Here is a 16,154-nt window from a genome sequence, read left to right as displayed (position 1 = left end):
CCGCAGGGACCGGTCACCCACCTGGCCCCCGCCAGAACGCCCCCGGCACTCCCCGCCCGTAAGGATGCCGACATGGGTATACGCACGCTCAACCGCCGGACGGCCAGGGCGCCGGCGCACGCCGACCGGCCCGAGCCCCCCACACCGCCGCAGGCCCCCGCACTCGCCCCCGACGCGAGCACCGCCCGCATCCCCGCCCAACTCATCGGCACCGTACGGCGCACCATGACGGCCGCCCGCCGGCATCTGATCCGACGGCTCCGCGCCTGGACCGAACTCGCCCGTTCCTACGCGGCCCTGGCCCTCACCCTGATCCCTCGCTGCCGCCCACACCGCAGGGTCACGATCTTCGAGGCGAGTACAGGAACCAGCACTCCCGAAGCCGCCGGCACGGCAACCGGCACGGCAACCGGCACGGACAACGTCACCGCACCCCCGGCCGGCTCCGTTCCCGCTCGGTACCACCCGTCCCCGTACTGCCAGGGACCGGGACGGGACGCCACAGCCTGACGGCGGCGCCGTACAGAAGGAGCCCCACGACGAGTCCGGCGCCCGCTCCGAAGCACAGCGTCGGGATCAGCTCCCAGTACTTCGCGGTGGCCCCCCAGTACTCCCACCAGCGGGACGCCCGCTGGAACGCCGCCACCGCCGCGCACCCGCCGACGGCCAGCACGGCCCACCACCGGTCCCGCACGGACAGCACCGGCACCCCCGGCACCGGACTCCCCGGCCCCGCCACCCGCGCGCGCCGCAGCGCCACCGACACGAACACCGCGATGACGACCGCCGCGACCGCCGACCCCCCGTACTGCAGGTACCAGTACAGCGGCGACCCCGCGACCTCCTCACCGAGCACCGGGAACAACCGCATCCCCCAGCGGTCGAGATGGGTGAACGCGTCCCACACCACATGGGTGAGCCCGCCCAGGACGGCGGAGAGGTACCAGCGCCCGGCGAGCGCCGGCGTCACCCGCGCGCGAGGCGCCCCGCACCGCAGCAGCGCGGCCGGCCGCGGCTGGAGCCGGGCCGGCAGCAGCGCCACCAGCGGCTCGCGCAGCAGCAGCCACACCCCCACCAGCGCCCAGGCGATGACGACGTCGACGGTGAGGACACCGGGGACGGAGTGCGTGACGTCCCCGAACTCCATGGCCCCGGACAGGACACTCGCCGCGTAGTAGGTCATGTCGGGAGCGAAGGAACCGGCCACCAGGACCGCCGGTACGAGTCCAGCCCGGCCGGTTCCCCCGATGCGCAGGGCGGGCAGGACGGCGGCCGCGTGGCTGAGCGTGAACGGCAACAGGGCTCCTCGGATGCGGTCTTGACGGGACCCGTCCGGCCCCCCTCGTCGGCGAAGCCAGTATGCGGGACGGCCCGGCCGGAGGACGGCGTGTGGCCAACCGGGAAATATCGGGCGGCAACGGGTGTGCGTGCAAGGGAAGTTGTCGTAGGGTCGCCTGGGTCACAGTGCCAGGACCCGCGAACGAACAGATGAACGGCGACGCAATCCCCGCCGCGAGGGCAACTGTCGTGGCGGGTCGATCGTCACTACAGGGGCGGGCCCGGCACGGCGGGCCCGGCAGACCGACACGGACGTCAGGGCGTCCACGGGAGGGGTCCACCACATGGCGGCGGAATTCGGCAGGCTCCGCAAGGGGGCGGTGAACACCACGGTCGCCGCGGTCGTGGTCGCGGCGCTGGCCGCGTCCCAGGCTCCGGGAGTGACGACCGACGGCGCCGGCAGACAGGTGACCACCGGCACCCAGCCGTCCCCGGACGCCCCCGCCGCCGACAGCGCGACCGGCAACTCGCCGTACTACACGGACCTTCCGCCGCTCAACAGCCCCAACCCGGCCCCGTCGGCTGGCACCACGGTCACCCCGGCGGCCGGTGAGGCGGGCATACCGGCCACGGTCCTCGACGCCTACAAGAAGGCGGCGGCCACGCTGCGGGCGTCCAAGCCGGGCTGCAACCTGCCCTGGGAGCTCCTCGCCGCCATCGGCAAGGTCGAGTCGGGCCAGGCACGCGGCGGCCGGGTCGACGCGAACGGCACCACCCTGTCCAAGATCCTCGGCCCGCAGCTCAACGGCGTCGGCTTCGCGAACATCAGCGACACCGACGGCGGCGCCTACGACGGCGACAGCCGCTACGACCGTGCCGTCGGCCCCATGCAGTTCATCCCCTCCACCTGGGCGTGGGCGGGCCGCGACGGCAACGGCGACGGCCGCAAGGACCCCAACAACGTCTACGACGCCGCCCTCGCCGCCGGTCACTACCTGTGCCGCTTCGGCTGGGACCTGTCCACGGCGGGCGACCTCGACCGCGCCATCCTGAGCTACAACAACTCCCAGGACTACCTCCAGCTCGTCCGCAGGTGGCTGGAGTACTACCGCAAGGGCACCCACGAGATCCCGGACGGCACGGGCACCCTCCCGTCCGACCGCAGCGACGACGCGGCGGACGTCACCCCGTCGCCGTCGCCTTCGCAGCCCGCCTCGCCCTCGGCGCCGTCCAGCCCCTCGTCCCCGGCGCAGCCCACGACGCCGCCGAAGCCCGGGGGTTCCGAGCCGGGCGACGGCGGTGGTTCCGGCAGCCCCAAGCCGACCCCGCCGCCCGGCACGACGCCCACCCCCACCGACACGGTGGACCACCTGGAGGACGCCGGTACGGCGAAGCTCACCGCGATGGCGGGCGGCACCTTCACCGAGCGGATCAGCGCCCGCGCCGAGACGGAGTCCGGCAAGGCCGTCGCCAGGGTCCGCGTCCGCTTCGCCATCACCGGGGACACCGACGCCACCTTCAGCACCGGCGAGAAGTACGCCGCCGTCCTCACCGACCGCTTCGGCAAGGCGGTGGCACCGGCGCTCCGGGCGGGCGAGGACACCGGCGAGTTCACGGTCCGGGCCACCGTCGTCGGCCGTGCGGTCCCCGGGCTCGGCTACACGGCCACCGTCACCGAGCGCGCCGCCGACACCCTGGCCCGCACCGGCGACACCGCGCTGACCTGCGTGCCCGGTGGCGAGTTCGCCGAGCGGGTCGAGGTGAAGGCCACCTTCAAGGGCGCCGTCGCGGACAAGGTCGCGGCCACCGCCACCCTGATCAAGGCGGCGGACGACCCGGCGGAGAACGACAAGGGCCCCTACTTCAAGGACGCCGACGGCAAGCCGGTCCGCACCCTGGCCGGTCTGAAGACCGACGCCGAGGGCCTGCTGGAACTGCCCAAGCTGTACGCCGACGACACCACCGGCACCTTCCTGCTGCGGATCGCCACGGCGGGCGGCGCGACCCTGACGGTCGAGCTGAAGGTCGCCGCCGCCGAGACGTCGCCCGAGCCGTCCCCGTCGCAGGAGCCGTCGGAGAGCGCCCCGCCGTCCGCCTAGCCGGTACGGAAGACAGGGGAGGGGCGCCCGGCCGCCGGGCGCCCCTCCGGCATGTGCGCGACGTGTTCTCATCTCGGCGGCCCGTTGCTACGGTGCCGGATCTGACGATGCATCAGTTCCGGGTCCCCGGGAGGCACGCATGCGCGCCCTGATCGCCGCCGCGGCCGGACTCGCCGCCGCCGTCGCCCTGGTCCTCGCGCTCACCGCCGTCGGCGCGCCCTCCGGCGGCACCTCCCCGAAGCCGCTGCTGACCACCGTGCCCGCCCATCCGTGACCGCCCGCCCGGAAGGGAGGCCGCCATGCGCCGCACGGCCGGCCTGATCCTGCTCGCCCTCGCCGTCCTCTGCGCGGCGCTGTCCCCGCTGCTGCGCTGGTACGCCTTCCCGCGCCTCGCCAAGGTCCCCGCGAACCAGTACCAGGACATGGTCCTGGAGGCGAAGGACGCCACCCTCCTCGACTACGGCACCATGCGGGCCCGGAAAGTCGACAAGATCACCATCGTGCAGACCCTCAGAGGCGACGTGGCGGCCTCGGAGCGCGTCGAGCGGACCACCGACCGCGACGTCGTGGTCTGGGACGGCCTTTCGTACGTCGTCGGCCCCGACGGCCAGATGGTCTCCCGGGTCCCCGAGCGCTACATCTTCGACGCGCACACGCAGGAACCCGTCCACGCCCCCGGCGAATCGGTCGACGGCGACCCCGTGCGCCGCGACGGCATCGAGTTCAAGTGGCCCTTCCTCACCGAGAGGCGGGACTACGCGTACTTCGACGCGCAGGCCCGCGTCACCGCCCCCATCCACTACCGGGGCACCCAGGACTTCCGGGGCGTCGAGGTCTACTACTTCGAGCAGGTCATCGCCTGGACGAAGGTGCCGTTCCCCAAGTCCCTGCCCGTCGAGGGCGTCACCCCCGAATCGCTGGCGGGGACCGGCACGACCCGCTGGTACACCACCGTCCGCAAGTTCTGGGTGGAACCCCTCACCGGCGCCCCCGTCTACGGCGAGGAGATCCACAAGGAGGAGCTACGCGGCGGCACCCTGCTCGGCGGCCGCGCCAAGGTCACCGCGTTCGCCGGGCACGTCAAGATGCGCGAGGACTACATCGAGCACACCGTCGACCTGGTCAAGGGCAACCGCACCCTCGTCCTGCTGATGACGTCGTACCTGCCCCGGGGCCTGCTGGTCCTCGGCGGGCTGCTGCTCGCGCTGTCCCTCTGGCTGGAGGCGCGCGGCCGCCGCCCCGGCGGCCCGCAACCGGCGCGGGACACCGAAGCGGAACCCGTCACCGCCTGAGCCGCGCGGTGGTGTGCCGGGTCGGCTCGGCGGACGCCGGGTCCTCCGGCCACGGATGCTTCGGATAGCGGCCGCGCAGCTCCGCCCGGACGCCCCGGTAGCCGTCCCGCCAGAACGAGGCGAGATCGGCGGTGACGGCCGCCGGGCGCCCGGCGGGGGAGAGCAGATGCACCAGGAGCGGCACCCCGGCCACCGCCGGGGACGTGTCCAGCCCGAACATCTCCTGCAGCTTGACGGCCAGGACGGGCCGTTCCGGATCGCCGTAGTCGACGCGGATCCGGGAGCCGCTGGGCACGGTGACCCGCTCCGGGGCCAGCTCGTCGAGCCGCCCCGCCTCGCCCGTCGCCCACGGCAGCAGCCGTGCCAGCGCCTGGCCGGCGTCGATCCGCCCGAGGTCCGCCCGCCGCCGGGCCCGGCCCAGCTCGGGCTCCAGCCACTCGTCCACGCGCGCGTGCAGCGCCTCGTCGGACACGTCGGGCCACGGGTCGCCCAGGTGCAGCCGCAGGAACGCCAGCCGCTGCCGCAGCACCACGGCGTCCGGGGACCAGCGCAGCAGCCCGAACCCCTCCCGCCGCAGCCCGTCGAGCAGCGCGGCCCGGACGAGAGCGGGGCCGGCGTCCGGCAGCGGGCGTTCCACCAGTTCGATGGCGCCCAGCCGCTCGACCCGGCGGGCCACCACGTCGCCGTCGGCCCAGCGCACCTCCTCGCCCTCCCGATACAGGGAGGCCGCCGCCGACCGGGCCGTGTCCTCGTCCACCGCGGCCGCGAGCCGCACACGCGCGTGCCCGTGCCCCACCGGCCGGTCCGCGACCGCCACCGCGATCCACGGGGCGCCCCGCAGCGGGCTGCCCTCGGCGAGCTCCGCGCGCGTGCCCGACGCCATCAGATAGGAGCCGCCGTCCGCCTTCGCCACCCGCTCGGGGAAGGCCAGCGCGGCGACGAGCCCCACCGTGCGGTCGTCCGGGGCGTCCGGGCCGCCGCGGGTTCCGGCGCCCGCCCGCAGCCGCCGCACCTCCGCCCGCCACCGCCCGGCATAGGGGTCGCCGCCCCGCCGGGCCGTCCGCAGCGCCGCCGCGAGATCGTCGCCGTACTCCCGCGGTGGTTCCTCGCTGAGCAGCGCCACCACCTCGGCGGCCGCGTCGGGGCCGTCCAGCAGGGCCCGGCCCAGCCGGGGATGCAGTCCCAGCCGGGTCAGGGAGGCGCCCCGCCCGGTCGCCCGGCCGTCGTCGTCCACCGCGCCGACGGCCGTCAGCACCCTCCGCGCCGCCGCCATCGCCCCGGCCGGGGGCGGATCGAGCAGGGCCAGCCCGCCCGCGTCCGGGTCACCCCAGCAGGCCGCCTGCAGGGCGAACGCCGTCAGGTCGGCGACCTTGATCTCCGGCGCCGGGAAACGGGGCAGCCGCGCGTCCTCCGCCTCCGCCCAGCAGCGGTACACCGTCCCCGGCGCCTCCCGCCCGGCCCGGCCCGCGCGCTGCCGTCCGGCCGCCTGCGAGGCCCGGACCGTCGCCAGCGCGCTCAGCCCGCGCGCGTGATCCACGCGGGGCTCGCGCGCGAGACCGGAGTCGACGACGACCCGCACCCCCGGAACCGTCAGCGAGGACTCCGCCACGGACGTCGCCAGCACCACCCTGCGCCGGTCGCCGCCCGACAGCACCGCGTCCTGCACGGCCGCCGGCGCCCGCCCGTGCACCTGGAGCACCTCGACGTCCCCGAGATCGCCCAGCCGCCCGGCGACCCGCGCGATCTCGCCGACCCCCGGCAGGAAACACAGCACGTCGCCCGGCCGCTCGGCCAGCGCCCGCTGCACCACCGCGGCCACGTGCGCGAGCAGCACCGGATCGACCCGCGTCCCGTGCGGCGGCCGTACGGGACGCGGGGACGGCGCCCACACCGTCTCCACCGGGTGCGCGGCACCGTCGGCCACGACGACCGGCGCGCCGCCCAGCAACCGGGCCCAGCCGTCCGCGTCCGTCGTCGCCGACGCGGCCACCAGCCGCAGCTCAGGCCGCAGCGTCTCGCGCACGTCCCACAGGAAGGCGGCCGCGGTGTCCGCGTCCAGATGCCGCTCGTGGCACTCGTCGAGCACCACCACGTCCACGCCCGCCAGCTCCTGGTCGCGCTGGAGCCGCTGCAGCAGCACCCCGGTCGTGACGACCTCCACCCGGGTACGGGGGCCGACGACCCGCTCCCCGCGCACGGTGTGGCCGACGCTCTCACCGGGCCGCTCGCCCAGCAGCCACGCCATCCGCCGGGCGGCGGCCCGCGCGGCGATCCGGCGCGGCTCGGCGACCACGACCCGCCGCTCCGGCCCGTCGCCGAGCAGGCCGGCGAGGGCGAGCGGCACCAGCGTCGTCTTGCCGGTGCCGGGCGGGGCGACCAGCACCGCGGTGCCGGGCCCGTCCAGGGCGTCGGTCAGGGCGGGCAGGGCACCGCGCACCGGCAGCGCGTCCAGGGCGTCGTAGCGGATCACGCCCCCAGTGTCGTACGCCCCGCCACGGGCGGCCGCGTCAGTCCCGCTCGCACACGAAGATCGCCGTGCCCGGGACCAGGCTGCCGCGCAGCGGGGACCAGCCGCCCCACTCCGAGCTGTTCCAGGCCGGCCACTCCGGCTCCACCAGGTCCACCAGCCGGAACCCGGCCGCCACCACGTCCCGCACCCGGTCGCCGATCGTGCGGTGGTGCTCCACGTAGACCGCGCGCCCCTCCTCGTCCTGCTCCACGTACGGGGTGCGGTCGAAGTAGGAGGCGGAGACCGACAGCCCCTCCGGGCCGGGCTCGTCCGGGAACGCCCAGCGGATCGGGTGGGTCACGGAGAAGACGAACCGGCCGCCGGGCCGCAGCACCCGGTGCAGCTCCCGCAGCACCAGCACCGGGTCGGCGACGAACGGCAGCGCCCCGTAGGCCGAGCACGCCAGGTCGAACGAGCCGTCGGCGAAGGGGAGCGTCCCGGCGTCGGCGCACACCAGCGGGAAGACGCTCCCGATGCGCAGCGCGTGCTGGAGCTGGCGGTGGGAGATGTCCAGGGCCACCGGGCGGGCGCCCTGCGCGGCCAGCCAGCGCGAGCACTGCGCCGCGCCCGCCCCGATCTCCAGGACGTCCTTGTCCCTCAGCGCCTCGGGCGGGCCGAGCAGCTCGGCCTCCACCTCGTCCAGGCCCTCGGGTCCCCAGACGAAGCGGTCGTCCCCGAGGAAGGTGCCGTGCTCGATCTGGTACTCGTCCGCGTTGCGGTCCCACCAGCCCCGGTTGGCGCGGGAGCTCTCCGCGGGGCCGGCCGCGCGCCGGGTCGCCTCCGGGTCCTGCGGTTCGGGGGAGGCGCCGGACGGAATGTCGGGCGATACGGGCTCTTGGATGATCGGCTCCCTCGTCGTACTCTTCCGACACCTGAACGGCGCGGCCCCCTCCCGGTGCTGTCACGCGAGGGGTGTTCCCAAGGCGCGTGTGGCCTGTGGAGACAGGTTTCGTGCCGGGTATGCGGCGATCCGCCCCGGGTGTGCGGCTTCGCGCATTGACCCTGCCCGGCTGCCCCCGTATGCTACAAGTTGCGCTGCGGGCCTGCGCACCTCAGACGTAGCAGGCTGCGCTCGCATCTGTTGTATGTCCCCTCGGTTGTCGAGGCGCCATAGGGTCTTTTCCCGTTTGGCGCTTCCTTGGCTGTCCGGCTTCATCAGAGCGATACGGGCTCCCGGCGTAGCAGTACCTACGACTCAATGTCCGTACCGGAGCCCTTTCCCACATGACGAGCAGCACCGAGACCACCGCCACCACCCCGCAGGTTGCGGTCAACGACATCGGTAACGAGGAAGCCTTCCTCGCCGCGATCGACGAGACGATCAAGTACTTCAACGACGGCGACATCGTCGACGGCGTCATCGTGAAGGTCGACCGGGACGAGGTCCTGCTCGACATCGGTTACAAGACCGAAGGTGTCATCCCGAGCCGCGAGCTCTCGATCAAGCACGACGTCGACCCGAACGAGGTCGTCAAGGTCGGCGACGAGATCGAGGCCCTGGTCCTCCAGAAGGAGGACAAGGAAGGCCGCCTGATCCTCTCGAAGAAGCGCGCCCAGTACGAGCGCGCCTGGGGCACCATCGAGAAGATCAAGGAAGAGGACGGCATCGTCACCGGTACCGTCATCGAGGTCGTCAAGGGTGGTCTCATCCTCGACATCGGCCTCCGCGGCTTCCTCCCGGCCTCCCTGGTCGAGATGCGCCGTGTCCGCGACCTCCAGCCCTACGTGGGCAAGGAGCTCGAGGCGAAGATCATCGAGCTGGACAAGAACCGCAACAACGTGGTCCTGTCCCGCCGTGCCTGGCTGGAGCAGACCCAGTCCGAGGTCCGCCAGACGTTCCTCACCACCCTCCAGAAGGGTCAGGTCCGTTCCGGCGTCGTCTCCTCGATCGTCAACTTCGGTGCCTTCGTGGACCTGGGTGGCGTCGACGGTCTGGTCCACGTCTCCGAGCTGTCCTGGAAGCACATCGACCACCCGTCCGAGGTCGTCGAGGTCGGTCAGGAAGTCACCGTCGAGGTCCTCGACGTCGACATGGACCGCGAGCGTGTCTCCCTGTCGCTGAAGGCGACCCAGGAAGACCCGTGGCAGCAGTTCGCCCGCACCCACCAGATCGGCCAGGTCGTGCCCGGCAAGGTCACGAAGCTGGTTCCGTTCGGTGCGTTCGTCCGCGTGGACGAGGGCATCGAGGGTCTGGTCCACATCTCCGAGCTGGCCGAGCGCCACGTGGAGATCCCGGAGCAGGTCGTCCAGGTCAACGACGAGATCTTCGTCAAGGTCATCGACATCGACCTCGAGCGCCGTCGTATCAGCCTCTCGCTGAAGCAGGCCAACGAGGCGTTCGGCGCCGACCCGGCCTCGGTCGAGTTCGACCCGACCCTGTACGGCATGGCCGCGTCGTACGACGACCAGGGCAACTACATCTACCCCGAGGGCTTCGACCCCGAGACCAACGACTGGCTCGAGGGCTACGAGACCCAGCGCGAGGCGTGGGAGCGCCAGTACGCCGAGGCGCAGCAGCGCTTCGAGCAGCACCAGGCGCAGGTCATCAAGTCCCGCGAGGCGGACGAGAAGGCCGCTGCCGAGGGTGGCGAGGCCGCCGCTCCGGCCGCGTCCGGTGGCGGTTCGTACTCCTCCGAGGGTGCCGACAGCAGCGGCGCGCTGGCCTCGGACGAGGCGCTCGCCGCTCTGCGCGAGAAGCTGGCGGGCGGCCAGAGCTGACGCTCTCCGGCTGACCCAGTGCTTGACCGAGGGGCCGTACCTTCCGAGGTGCGGCCCCTCGGCCGTTCCCGGTCACCGGCCGGGCACGGAACGATCAAGAGCTCCTCCACCGGGGGAATGCCGCCGCGCGTACGGGCGTTGTCACGTACGGACACGAGGAGGAGCGGTCACTGTGCTTGATCCGCAGGATTTGTACACGTGGGAGCCGAAGGGTCTGGCCGTCGTCGACATGGCGCTCGCCCAGGAGTCGGCCGGCCTTGTCATGCTCTATCACTTCGACGGCTACATCGACGCCGGGGAGACCGGCGACCAGATCGTCGAGCGGCTCCTGGACTCCCTGCCCCATCAGGTCGTCGCCCGCTTCGACCACGACCGGCTCGTGGACTACCGGGCCCGCCGCCCGCTGCTGACGTTCCGGCGGGACCGCTGGGCCGGGTACGAGGAGCCCGCCATCGAGGTACGGCTCGTCCAGGACGCCACCGGCGCCCCCTTCCTGCTGCTGTCCGGACCCGAGCCGGACGTCGAGTGGGAGCGTTTCGCGGCCGCCGTGAAGGAGATCGTCGAACGGCTCGGCGTGCGCCTGTCGGTGAACTTCCACGGCATCCCCATGGGCGTCCCGCACACCCGTCCCGTCGGCCTCACCCCGCACGGCAACCGCACCGACCTGGTCCCCGGCCACGGCAGCCCCTTCGACGAGGCGCAGGTGCCCGGCAGCGCCGAGTCGCTGGTCGAGTACCGGCTGATGGAGGCCGGGCACGACGTGCTCGGGGTCGCCGCGCACGTCCCCCACTACATCGCCCGCTCGCCGTACCCCGACGCCGCGCTCACCGTCCTGGAGGCGGTCACCGCGGCCACCGGACTGGTCCTGCCGGGTGTCGCGCACGCGCTGCGGACGGACGCCCACCGGACCCAGAACGAGATCGACCGCCAGATCCGCGAGGGCGACGACGAGCTCACCAACCTCATCGAGGGCCTCGAGCACCAGTACGACGCGGTCGCCGGCGCCGAGACCCGGGGCAACATGCTCGCCGAACCGGTGGACATCCCCTCCGCCGACGAGATCGGCCGTGAGTTCGAGCGCTTCCTGGCCGAGCGGGAGGGCGACGGCTGACGGACGGCGGGAGCCCTGCGTGATCGGCGAGACACCCCCTAGGCTGGCTCCATGTTGAAGGTGGGCCTGACCGGCGGCATCGGTGCCGGCAAGAGCGCGGTGTCCCAGCTGCTCGTGGAGCACGGGGCCGTCCTGATCGACGCGGACCGCATCGCCCGCGAGGTGGTCGCCCCCGGCACCCCGGGGCTGGCCGCGGTCGTCGAGGCGTTCGGCGAGGACGTCCTCGCGGCGGACGGCGGCCTGGACCGGCCCAAGCTGGGCTCCATCGTCTTCGCCGACCCGGAGCGGCTGGCCGTGCTGAACTCGATCGTGCACCCGCTGGTCGGGGCGCGCTCGCGGGAACTGGAGGAGGCGGCCGCCGACGACGCCGTCGTCGTGCACGACGTGCCCCTCCTCACCGAGAACGGCCTGGCCCCCCTGTACGACCTCGTGATCGTCGTGGACGCCGGTCCCGCCACCCAGCTGGACCGGCTGGTGCGGCTGCGCGGCATGACCGAGGAGGACGCCCGCGCCCGGATGGCCGCGCAGGCCACGCGGGAGCAGCGCCGGGCGATCGCGGACATCGTCGTGGACAACGACGTACCGCTGGAGGAGCTGCGGCGGCGCGTGAAGGGCGTGTGGGAGGAGCTCGTGCGCCGGGCTGAGTGATCGGCGCCGGCCGGAATAGGGTCTTGCCGTCCACGCGTTGAACCCTCCCAGCGAGGGAAGGACTCTGCCGTGCCCGAGACCAGCGGATCCACCGGACGTACTCCGGAGACCCATGTCATCGACTTCCGCGCCGCCGAGCAGCTGCTCGCCGCGCGCGACCCGCGCGGTGCGGTCAAGCTGCTCGACGGCGTCATCGCCGCGCACCCGGAGAACACCGCGGCCCGGCTGCTGCGCGCGCGGGCCTTCTTCGCCGCGGCGCAGCTGCGGCCCGCCGAGCTGGAGTTCACCATCGTCCTGGAGCGCGAGCCGGACAACGCGTTCGCGCACTTCGCGCTCGCCCGCACCTATGAGCGGCAGGGCCGCAGCGACCAGGCCACCCGCCACTTCCGCCTGGCGGCGGCGCTCGACCCGAACCCCGAGTACGTCAAGGCGGCCCGGTTCGAGGACTGAGGTCTCGCGCTAGGGCTTCTCGTGGCGCGGGGGCGGGGGGCCGTGCGGGTCCCGCGGACCCGGCCCGGGCGGCCGGGCGGGCGGGCGGCCCGGTTCCTCGTACGGCGCGTAGGGGGGCACGTCGCGGCCGGGCTGGTAGTGCGGGCCCTGACGGATGTGCCGGACGACCATGGTCATGTCGATCGTGATCACCAGCCACAGCACCCCGCAGGCCACGGCCCAGCCGGGGCGTCCGGCGAGCGTGAAGGCGATGGTGCCGAAGGCGGCCCAGGCCACGCCCCACACGCACAGCCAGAAGCGGATCCGCAGCGGACTGCGCGCGGTGGTCGGCTCACTTCCGGTACGCATGAACACCACCTCTCCTCCAGCATCCCTCGCCCCGGGTACCCGGGGACGTCCGCCGGCGGCCGATGAGTTCCCGCGAGTCGCCCGGTCTACCTCCGTGACCGCACCACGGACCGCAGACCCCAGGAGAGACCCATGTCCGACACCCGCTCCCGTACCGTCCTCGCCCGGTCCGCGTTCCCTCGGGGGCGCGGCGCCCGGATCGCCCTGCGCGGCCTGCAGATCCTGCTCGCCCTCTTCTACGCGCTCGCGAGCGCGCTGCCCAAGCTGATCGCCCACCCCTCGGCGGCGGAGGCCTTCGACAGACTCGGCTGGGGGAGCACCGGGATGTACACCATCGGCGTGCTCGAACTGGCCGGTGCCGTGGCGCTGTTGATCCCCGTGCTCCAGTCGGTCGCGGCGATCGCCCTCAGCGCGCTCATGGTGGGGGCGTTCATCGTCTCGGTCACCGCGCTGGGCGGGGAGAACGCCGCGACGCCGCTCATCCTCATCGTGCCGCTGGCCCTGATCGCCTGGGCGCGGCGCGGCTCCCTCGCGGACCTGCGACGGCTGGCCGTCCGGGGCGCCTGAGCGCCCCGGACGTCACCGTCCGCGCGGCTGCCCCAGGCCGCTGCCGCCGCCCATCAGGCCGCGCAGCCGCTCCAGTTCCCTGCGGTCCCGCTTGGTCGGGCGGCCCGCGCCCCGGTCCCGGACGCCGGCCGGGGCGACGGCCTCGCGCGGCGGCGGGGGCGGCGAGTTGTCGACGTAGCACTGGGCCGCGACCGGAGCGCCGACCCGCTTGCGGATGAGCCGCTTGACGACGACGACCCGCTCCCGGTGCTCCTGCCGCAGCCGGACCTCGTCACCGACGCGCAGCGTGTGCGACGGCTTCACGTTCTGGCCGTTCACGCGCACGTGCCCGCCCTTGCAGGCGGCGGCGCCCACGGAGCGGGTCTTCACCAGCCGTACGGCCCAGATCCAGCTGTCGACCCGCACGGACTCGCCGTTCTCCGGCACGGCGGCCTCGGCCGCGGCCACGGCGGCGGCGGTCTTCGGATCGACGGCCGTCCCGGCGGCGTCAGGTCCGGCCGTCGCGCCGGCCGGCCCCTCGATGTCTGCGGTGTCCTCGGTGTCCTCGGAAGGCATACCTCGACCTTAGTCCCCGGCCCGGACCGGTGGCGGTGTCCTCCCACCGGGCGGCCGTACGGTGGAGGGGTGGACGCGCTCGCTGATCTCGACCGGCGGATCACCGGCTGCCGGGCCTGCCCGCGGCTGGTCGACTGGCGCGAGGAGGTGGCCCGCACCAAGCGGGCCGCCTTCGCCGACCAGACCTACTGGGGCCGCCCGGTGCCCGGCTTCGGCCCGCCCGACGCCCGGCTGCTGATCGTCGGGCTCGCCCCGGCGGCGCACGGCGGCAACCGCACCGGCCGGATGTTCACCGGGGACCGCTCCGGGGACGTGCTGTACCGGGCCCTGTACGACCTGGGCCTGGCCTCTCAGCCCACCTCGGTCGCCGCCGACGACGGCCTGGAGCTGTACGGCGTCCGCGTCACCGCCCCCGTGCACTGCGCCCCGCCCGCCAACCGGCCCACCCCCGGTGAGCGGGAGACCTGCCGGGCATGGCTCGTGCGAGAGCTGGGGCTGCTGCGGCCCACGGTGCGCGCCCTCGTCGTGCTCGGCGCCTTCGGCTGGCAGGCGACGCTGCCCGCGCTGCGGGAGGCCGGCTGGACCGTGCCCCGGCCACGGCCCGCCTTCGCGCACGGCACCCGCGTCGCGCTCGACGGACTGGACGTCTTCGGCTGCTTCCACGTCAGCCAGCGCAACACCTTCACCGGCAGACTCACCCCGGCCATGCTGCGGGACGTGCTGGCGACGGCGGCCGACGCGGCGGGCCTGACGAGGTGAGACGCCCTGTCAGCCGTGATCCGGGCGCCAGACGTACCGCACGTCCGGCTCGCGCTCCTCGTTGCCGCCGCCGTCGGTGGACTCGGCGGCGACGAAGCCGTGCCGGGCGTAGAACCGCTGGGCGGGCTCGTTGACCTGGAACGTCCACAGGCTCAGCCCCTCCGGGCGGCGCCGCTTGGCGAGGCCGACGAACCGGTCGCCCACACCCCGTCCACGCCACTCCGGGTCCAGATACACCTGGGCGAGCTGGTCGCCGTCGAGGACCATGAGCCCGACGACCCGTCCGGCGCTGTCGGCGACCCACGTCTCCTGCGACGGCAGCACGACCTCGCTGAAGTAGGCCCGCACCTCCTCGTCGGAGTGCGGCCGGACGACGGACGGCAGGGCGGCCGTGAAGGACCGCAGCCACACGTCGGCGACGGCCCGCGCGTCGGCCGCGGTGGCCCGGCGCAGGGCGACGGCGCTCAGGACCGTCGCTCCGGGTCCGGAACGGCGGCCGTGGCCGTGATCTCCACCAGCTGGCCCGAGTAGCCGAGGCAGGCCACCCCGAGCAGCGTCGACGCGTGCGGTCCCGCGCTCAGCCCGGACGCCTCGACGACCTCCCACACCGCGGAGAGCACGGCGGTGTCACCGCTCACCACGTACACGTCGGTCGACAGCACATGGGCCAGGTCACTGCCGACCGCCCGCAGCTGCTCCGCCAGATTGGCCACGACCTGCTCGGCCTGGCGTACGGGATCGCCCTCGCCGACCAGCTTGCCCTCCGCGTCGAGCGGCACGGCCCCGGCGAGGAACGCGATCCGCGTGCCCGCCTCCACGACGGAGGCGTGCGAGTACGTGGGCGGTGGGAACAGGGCGGGAGAGGTGACGCGGCGGATCATGAAGGCTGCTCCTCGCATGCTGAGACGTCGTGAGCGGTGAGGTGCCCAACTCGCCGATCATGCGCACCCGCGGGGCCGCGCGCATCCGAATTTCCGCCGGTCCCGCCCCCGCCCGATTCCCCGTGGCGACGGGCCACCCGGCTCCGTACGCTTCCGGCATGGCCACCGCTCCCGACGACACCGTCTTCCTCGACACCCTCGCCGGCCGCCTGGCCGCCCTCCCCACCGTCCGCGCCGTCGCGCTCGGCGGCTCCCGGGCGCAGGGCACCCACCGCCCGGACAGCGACTGGGACCTGGCCGTCTACTACCGCGGTCCCTTCGACCCGGACGACCTCCGCGCGCTCGGCTGGGAGGGCGAGGTGTCGGAGGTCGGAGGGTGGGGCGGTGGCGTCTTCAACGGGGGAGCGTGGCTGACCGTCGACGGACGGCGGGTCGACGTGCACTACCGCGACCTCGACGTCGTCGAGCGGGAGCTGGCGGAGGCGGAGCGGGGACGGTTCCGGGTGGAGCCGCTGCTGTTCCACCTCGCGGGCATCCCCAGCTATCTGGTGGTCGCCGAGCTGGCGATCAACCGGGTGCTGCGCGGCGAACTGCCGCGCCCGGACCGCTATCCGCAGGAGCTGCGGCGCACCGCGAGCGAGCGCTGGCACGGCACCGCCCGCGCCACCCTCGGCTACGCCAAGGCGCACCACGCCCCGGCCGGCCGGCTCGCGGAGGTGGCGGGCGCCGTCGCCACGGCGGCCGTGCAGACCGGGCACGCCGTGCTGGCGGCGCGCGGGGAGTGGGTGACCAACGAGAAGCGGCTGCTGGAGCGGGCCGGACTGCGGACGGTGGACGCCGTCCTCGCGGGGCTGGAACCCGGGCCGGAAGTGCTGCTGCGTGCCGTCACGGAGGCGGAGACGCTGTTCGCCTCGCTGTGACCCGCGGACCGCCCCGGCG

Annotated in this window: 18 protein-coding genes; 11 read left to right on the top strand and 7 right to left on the bottom strand. The window is 74.0% G+C overall.

Features of this window, described 5'->3' with window-relative positions:
* Positions 1–72 precede the first annotated feature (72 nt).
* A complete protein-coding gene (locus tag ACFRAC_RS13460; protein ID WP_382924030.1) occupies positions 73–510 on the top strand; it encodes a hypothetical protein in 438 nt (145 codons plus the stop codon).
* Here ACFRAC_RS13460 and ACFRAC_RS13455 read toward each other — a convergent pair.
* The gene (locus ACFRAC_RS13455; RefSeq protein ID WP_382924029.1) at positions 425–1,297 is read right to left on the bottom strand and encodes a DUF4184 family protein; all 873 of its coding nucleotides are present in this window, start codon (positions 1,295–1,297) and stop codon (positions 425–427) included. The two genes, ACFRAC_RS13460 and ACFRAC_RS13455, sit on opposite strands and share 86 nt — an antisense overlap.
* 325 nt (positions 1,298–1,622) lie before the next feature.
* Here ACFRAC_RS13455 and ACFRAC_RS13450 point away from each other — a divergent pair, with 325 nt between their 5' ends.
* The 3 genes from ACFRAC_RS13450 to ACFRAC_RS13440 all read left to right on the top strand — a co-directional run bounded on the left by ACFRAC_RS13450 (position 1,623) and on the right by ACFRAC_RS13440 (position 4,669).
* Entirely contained in the window at positions 1,623–3,377 is a 1,755-nt protein-coding gene (locus ACFRAC_RS13450; protein WP_382924028.1) for a lytic transglycosylase domain-containing protein, read from the top strand.
* 139 nt (positions 3,378–3,516) lie between these two features.
* Entirely contained in the window at positions 3,517–3,651 is a 135-nt protein-coding gene (locus ACFRAC_RS13445) for an SPW_0924 family protein (protein WP_361342964.1), read from the top strand.
* Between the two features lie 25 nt (positions 3,652–3,676).
* Positions 3,677–4,669, top strand: coding sequence for a DUF3068 domain-containing protein (locus tag ACFRAC_RS13440; protein ID WP_382924027.1), 993 nt, complete (start codon positions 3,677–3,679; stop codon positions 4,667–4,669).
* Here ACFRAC_RS13440 and hrpB read toward each other — a convergent pair.
* Both hrpB and ACFRAC_RS13430 read right to left on the bottom strand, forming a co-directional pair.
* Positions 4,659–7,139: an ATP-dependent helicase HrpB gene (gene hrpB / locus ACFRAC_RS13435; RefSeq protein ID WP_382924026.1), complete on the bottom strand. Its 2,481-nt coding sequence runs from the start codon at positions 7,137–7,139 to the stop codon at positions 4,659–4,661. The genes ACFRAC_RS13440 and hrpB overlap by 11 nt on opposite strands.
* Positions 7,140–7,176: 37 nt before the next feature.
* The gene (locus tag ACFRAC_RS13430) at positions 7,177–8,022 is read right to left on the bottom strand and encodes a class I SAM-dependent methyltransferase (protein WP_382924182.1); all 846 of its coding nucleotides are present in this window, start codon (positions 8,020–8,022) and stop codon (positions 7,177–7,179) included.
* Between the two features lie 380 nt (positions 8,023–8,402).
* On the opposite strand from ACFRAC_RS13430, the gene rpsA reads away from it, so the two are divergent.
* The 4 genes from rpsA to ACFRAC_RS13410 all read left to right on the top strand — a co-directional run bounded on the left by rpsA (position 8,403) and on the right by ACFRAC_RS13410 (position 12,105).
* Positions 8,403–9,896 carry a 30S ribosomal protein S1 gene (gene rpsA, locus ACFRAC_RS13425; protein WP_382924025.1) on the top strand — a complete coding sequence of 498 codons (1,494 nt, stop codon included), beginning with the start codon at positions 8,403–8,405 and terminating at the stop codon, positions 9,894–9,896.
* Positions 9,897–10,068: 172 nt separating this feature from the next.
* Positions 10,069–11,007, top strand: coding sequence for a PAC2 family protein (locus ACFRAC_RS13420; RefSeq protein WP_382924024.1), 939 nt, complete (start codon positions 10,069–10,071; stop codon positions 11,005–11,007).
* Between the two features lie 51 nt (positions 11,008–11,058).
* On the top strand, positions 11,059–11,655 hold the full coding sequence (gene coaE / locus ACFRAC_RS13415; RefSeq protein WP_382924023.1) for a dephospho-CoA kinase: 597 nt from the start codon (positions 11,059–11,061) through the stop codon (positions 11,653–11,655).
* A gap of 69 nt (positions 11,656–11,724) precedes the next feature.
* A complete protein-coding gene (locus tag ACFRAC_RS13410; RefSeq protein ID WP_382924022.1) occupies positions 11,725–12,105 on the top strand; it encodes a tetratricopeptide repeat protein in 381 nt (126 codons plus the stop codon).
* 9 nt (positions 12,106–12,114) lie between these two features.
* Here ACFRAC_RS13410 and ACFRAC_RS13405 read toward each other — a convergent pair whose 3' ends face one another.
* The gene (locus ACFRAC_RS13405; RefSeq protein WP_382924021.1) at positions 12,115–12,453 is read right to left on the bottom strand and encodes a DUF6343 family protein; all 339 of its coding nucleotides are present in this window, start codon (positions 12,451–12,453) and stop codon (positions 12,115–12,117) included.
* 132 nt (positions 12,454–12,585) lie between these two features.
* On the opposite strand from ACFRAC_RS13405, the gene ACFRAC_RS13400 reads away from it, so the two are divergent.
* Positions 12,586–13,020, top strand: coding sequence for a DoxX family protein (locus tag ACFRAC_RS13400; protein WP_382924020.1), 435 nt, complete (start codon positions 12,586–12,588; stop codon positions 13,018–13,020).
* 12 nt (positions 13,021–13,032) lie between these two features.
* Here ACFRAC_RS13400 and ACFRAC_RS13395 read toward each other — a convergent pair whose 3' ends face one another.
* Entirely contained in the window at positions 13,033–13,575 is a 543-nt protein-coding gene (locus ACFRAC_RS13395) for an RNA-binding S4 domain-containing protein (protein WP_382924019.1), read from the bottom strand.
* A gap of 69 nt (positions 13,576–13,644) precedes the next feature.
* Here ACFRAC_RS13395 and ACFRAC_RS13390 point away from each other — a divergent pair, with 69 nt between their 5' ends.
* A complete protein-coding gene (locus tag ACFRAC_RS13390; protein ID WP_382924018.1) occupies positions 13,645–14,334 on the top strand; it encodes a uracil-DNA glycosylase in 690 nt (229 codons plus the stop codon).
* 9 nt (positions 14,335–14,343) lie between these two features.
* Here the strand turns inward: ACFRAC_RS13390 and ACFRAC_RS13385 are convergent, their stop codons facing one another.
* Positions 14,344–14,802, bottom strand: a complete 459-nt coding sequence (locus ACFRAC_RS13385; protein WP_382924181.1) for a GNAT family N-acetyltransferase — start codon at positions 14,800–14,802, stop codon at positions 14,344–14,346.
* Complete coding sequence (locus ACFRAC_RS13380) at positions 14,799–15,215, bottom strand: RidA family protein (RefSeq protein ID WP_382924017.1); 417 nt, start codon at positions 15,213–15,215, stop codon at positions 14,799–14,801. The genes ACFRAC_RS13385 and ACFRAC_RS13380 overlap by 4 nt, the downstream gene beginning before the upstream one ends.
* A 158-nt stretch (positions 15,216–15,373) precedes the next feature.
* On the opposite strand from ACFRAC_RS13380, the gene ACFRAC_RS13375 reads away from it, so the two are divergent.
* Positions 15,374–16,135: a nucleotidyltransferase domain-containing protein gene (locus ACFRAC_RS13375; RefSeq protein WP_382924016.1), complete on the top strand. Its 762-nt coding sequence runs from the start codon at positions 15,374–15,376 to the stop codon at positions 16,133–16,135.
* Positions 16,136–16,154 lie beyond the last annotated feature (19 nt).

This window comes from Streptomyces sp. NPDC056628 (genome assembly GCF_042792555.1).
Classification (GTDB): domain Bacteria; phylum Actinomycetota; class Actinomycetes; order Streptomycetales; family Streptomycetaceae; genus Streptomyces.
Note: the sequence above shows the minus strand (reverse complement) of the source record. Positions and strands in the feature narration are given on the sequence as shown.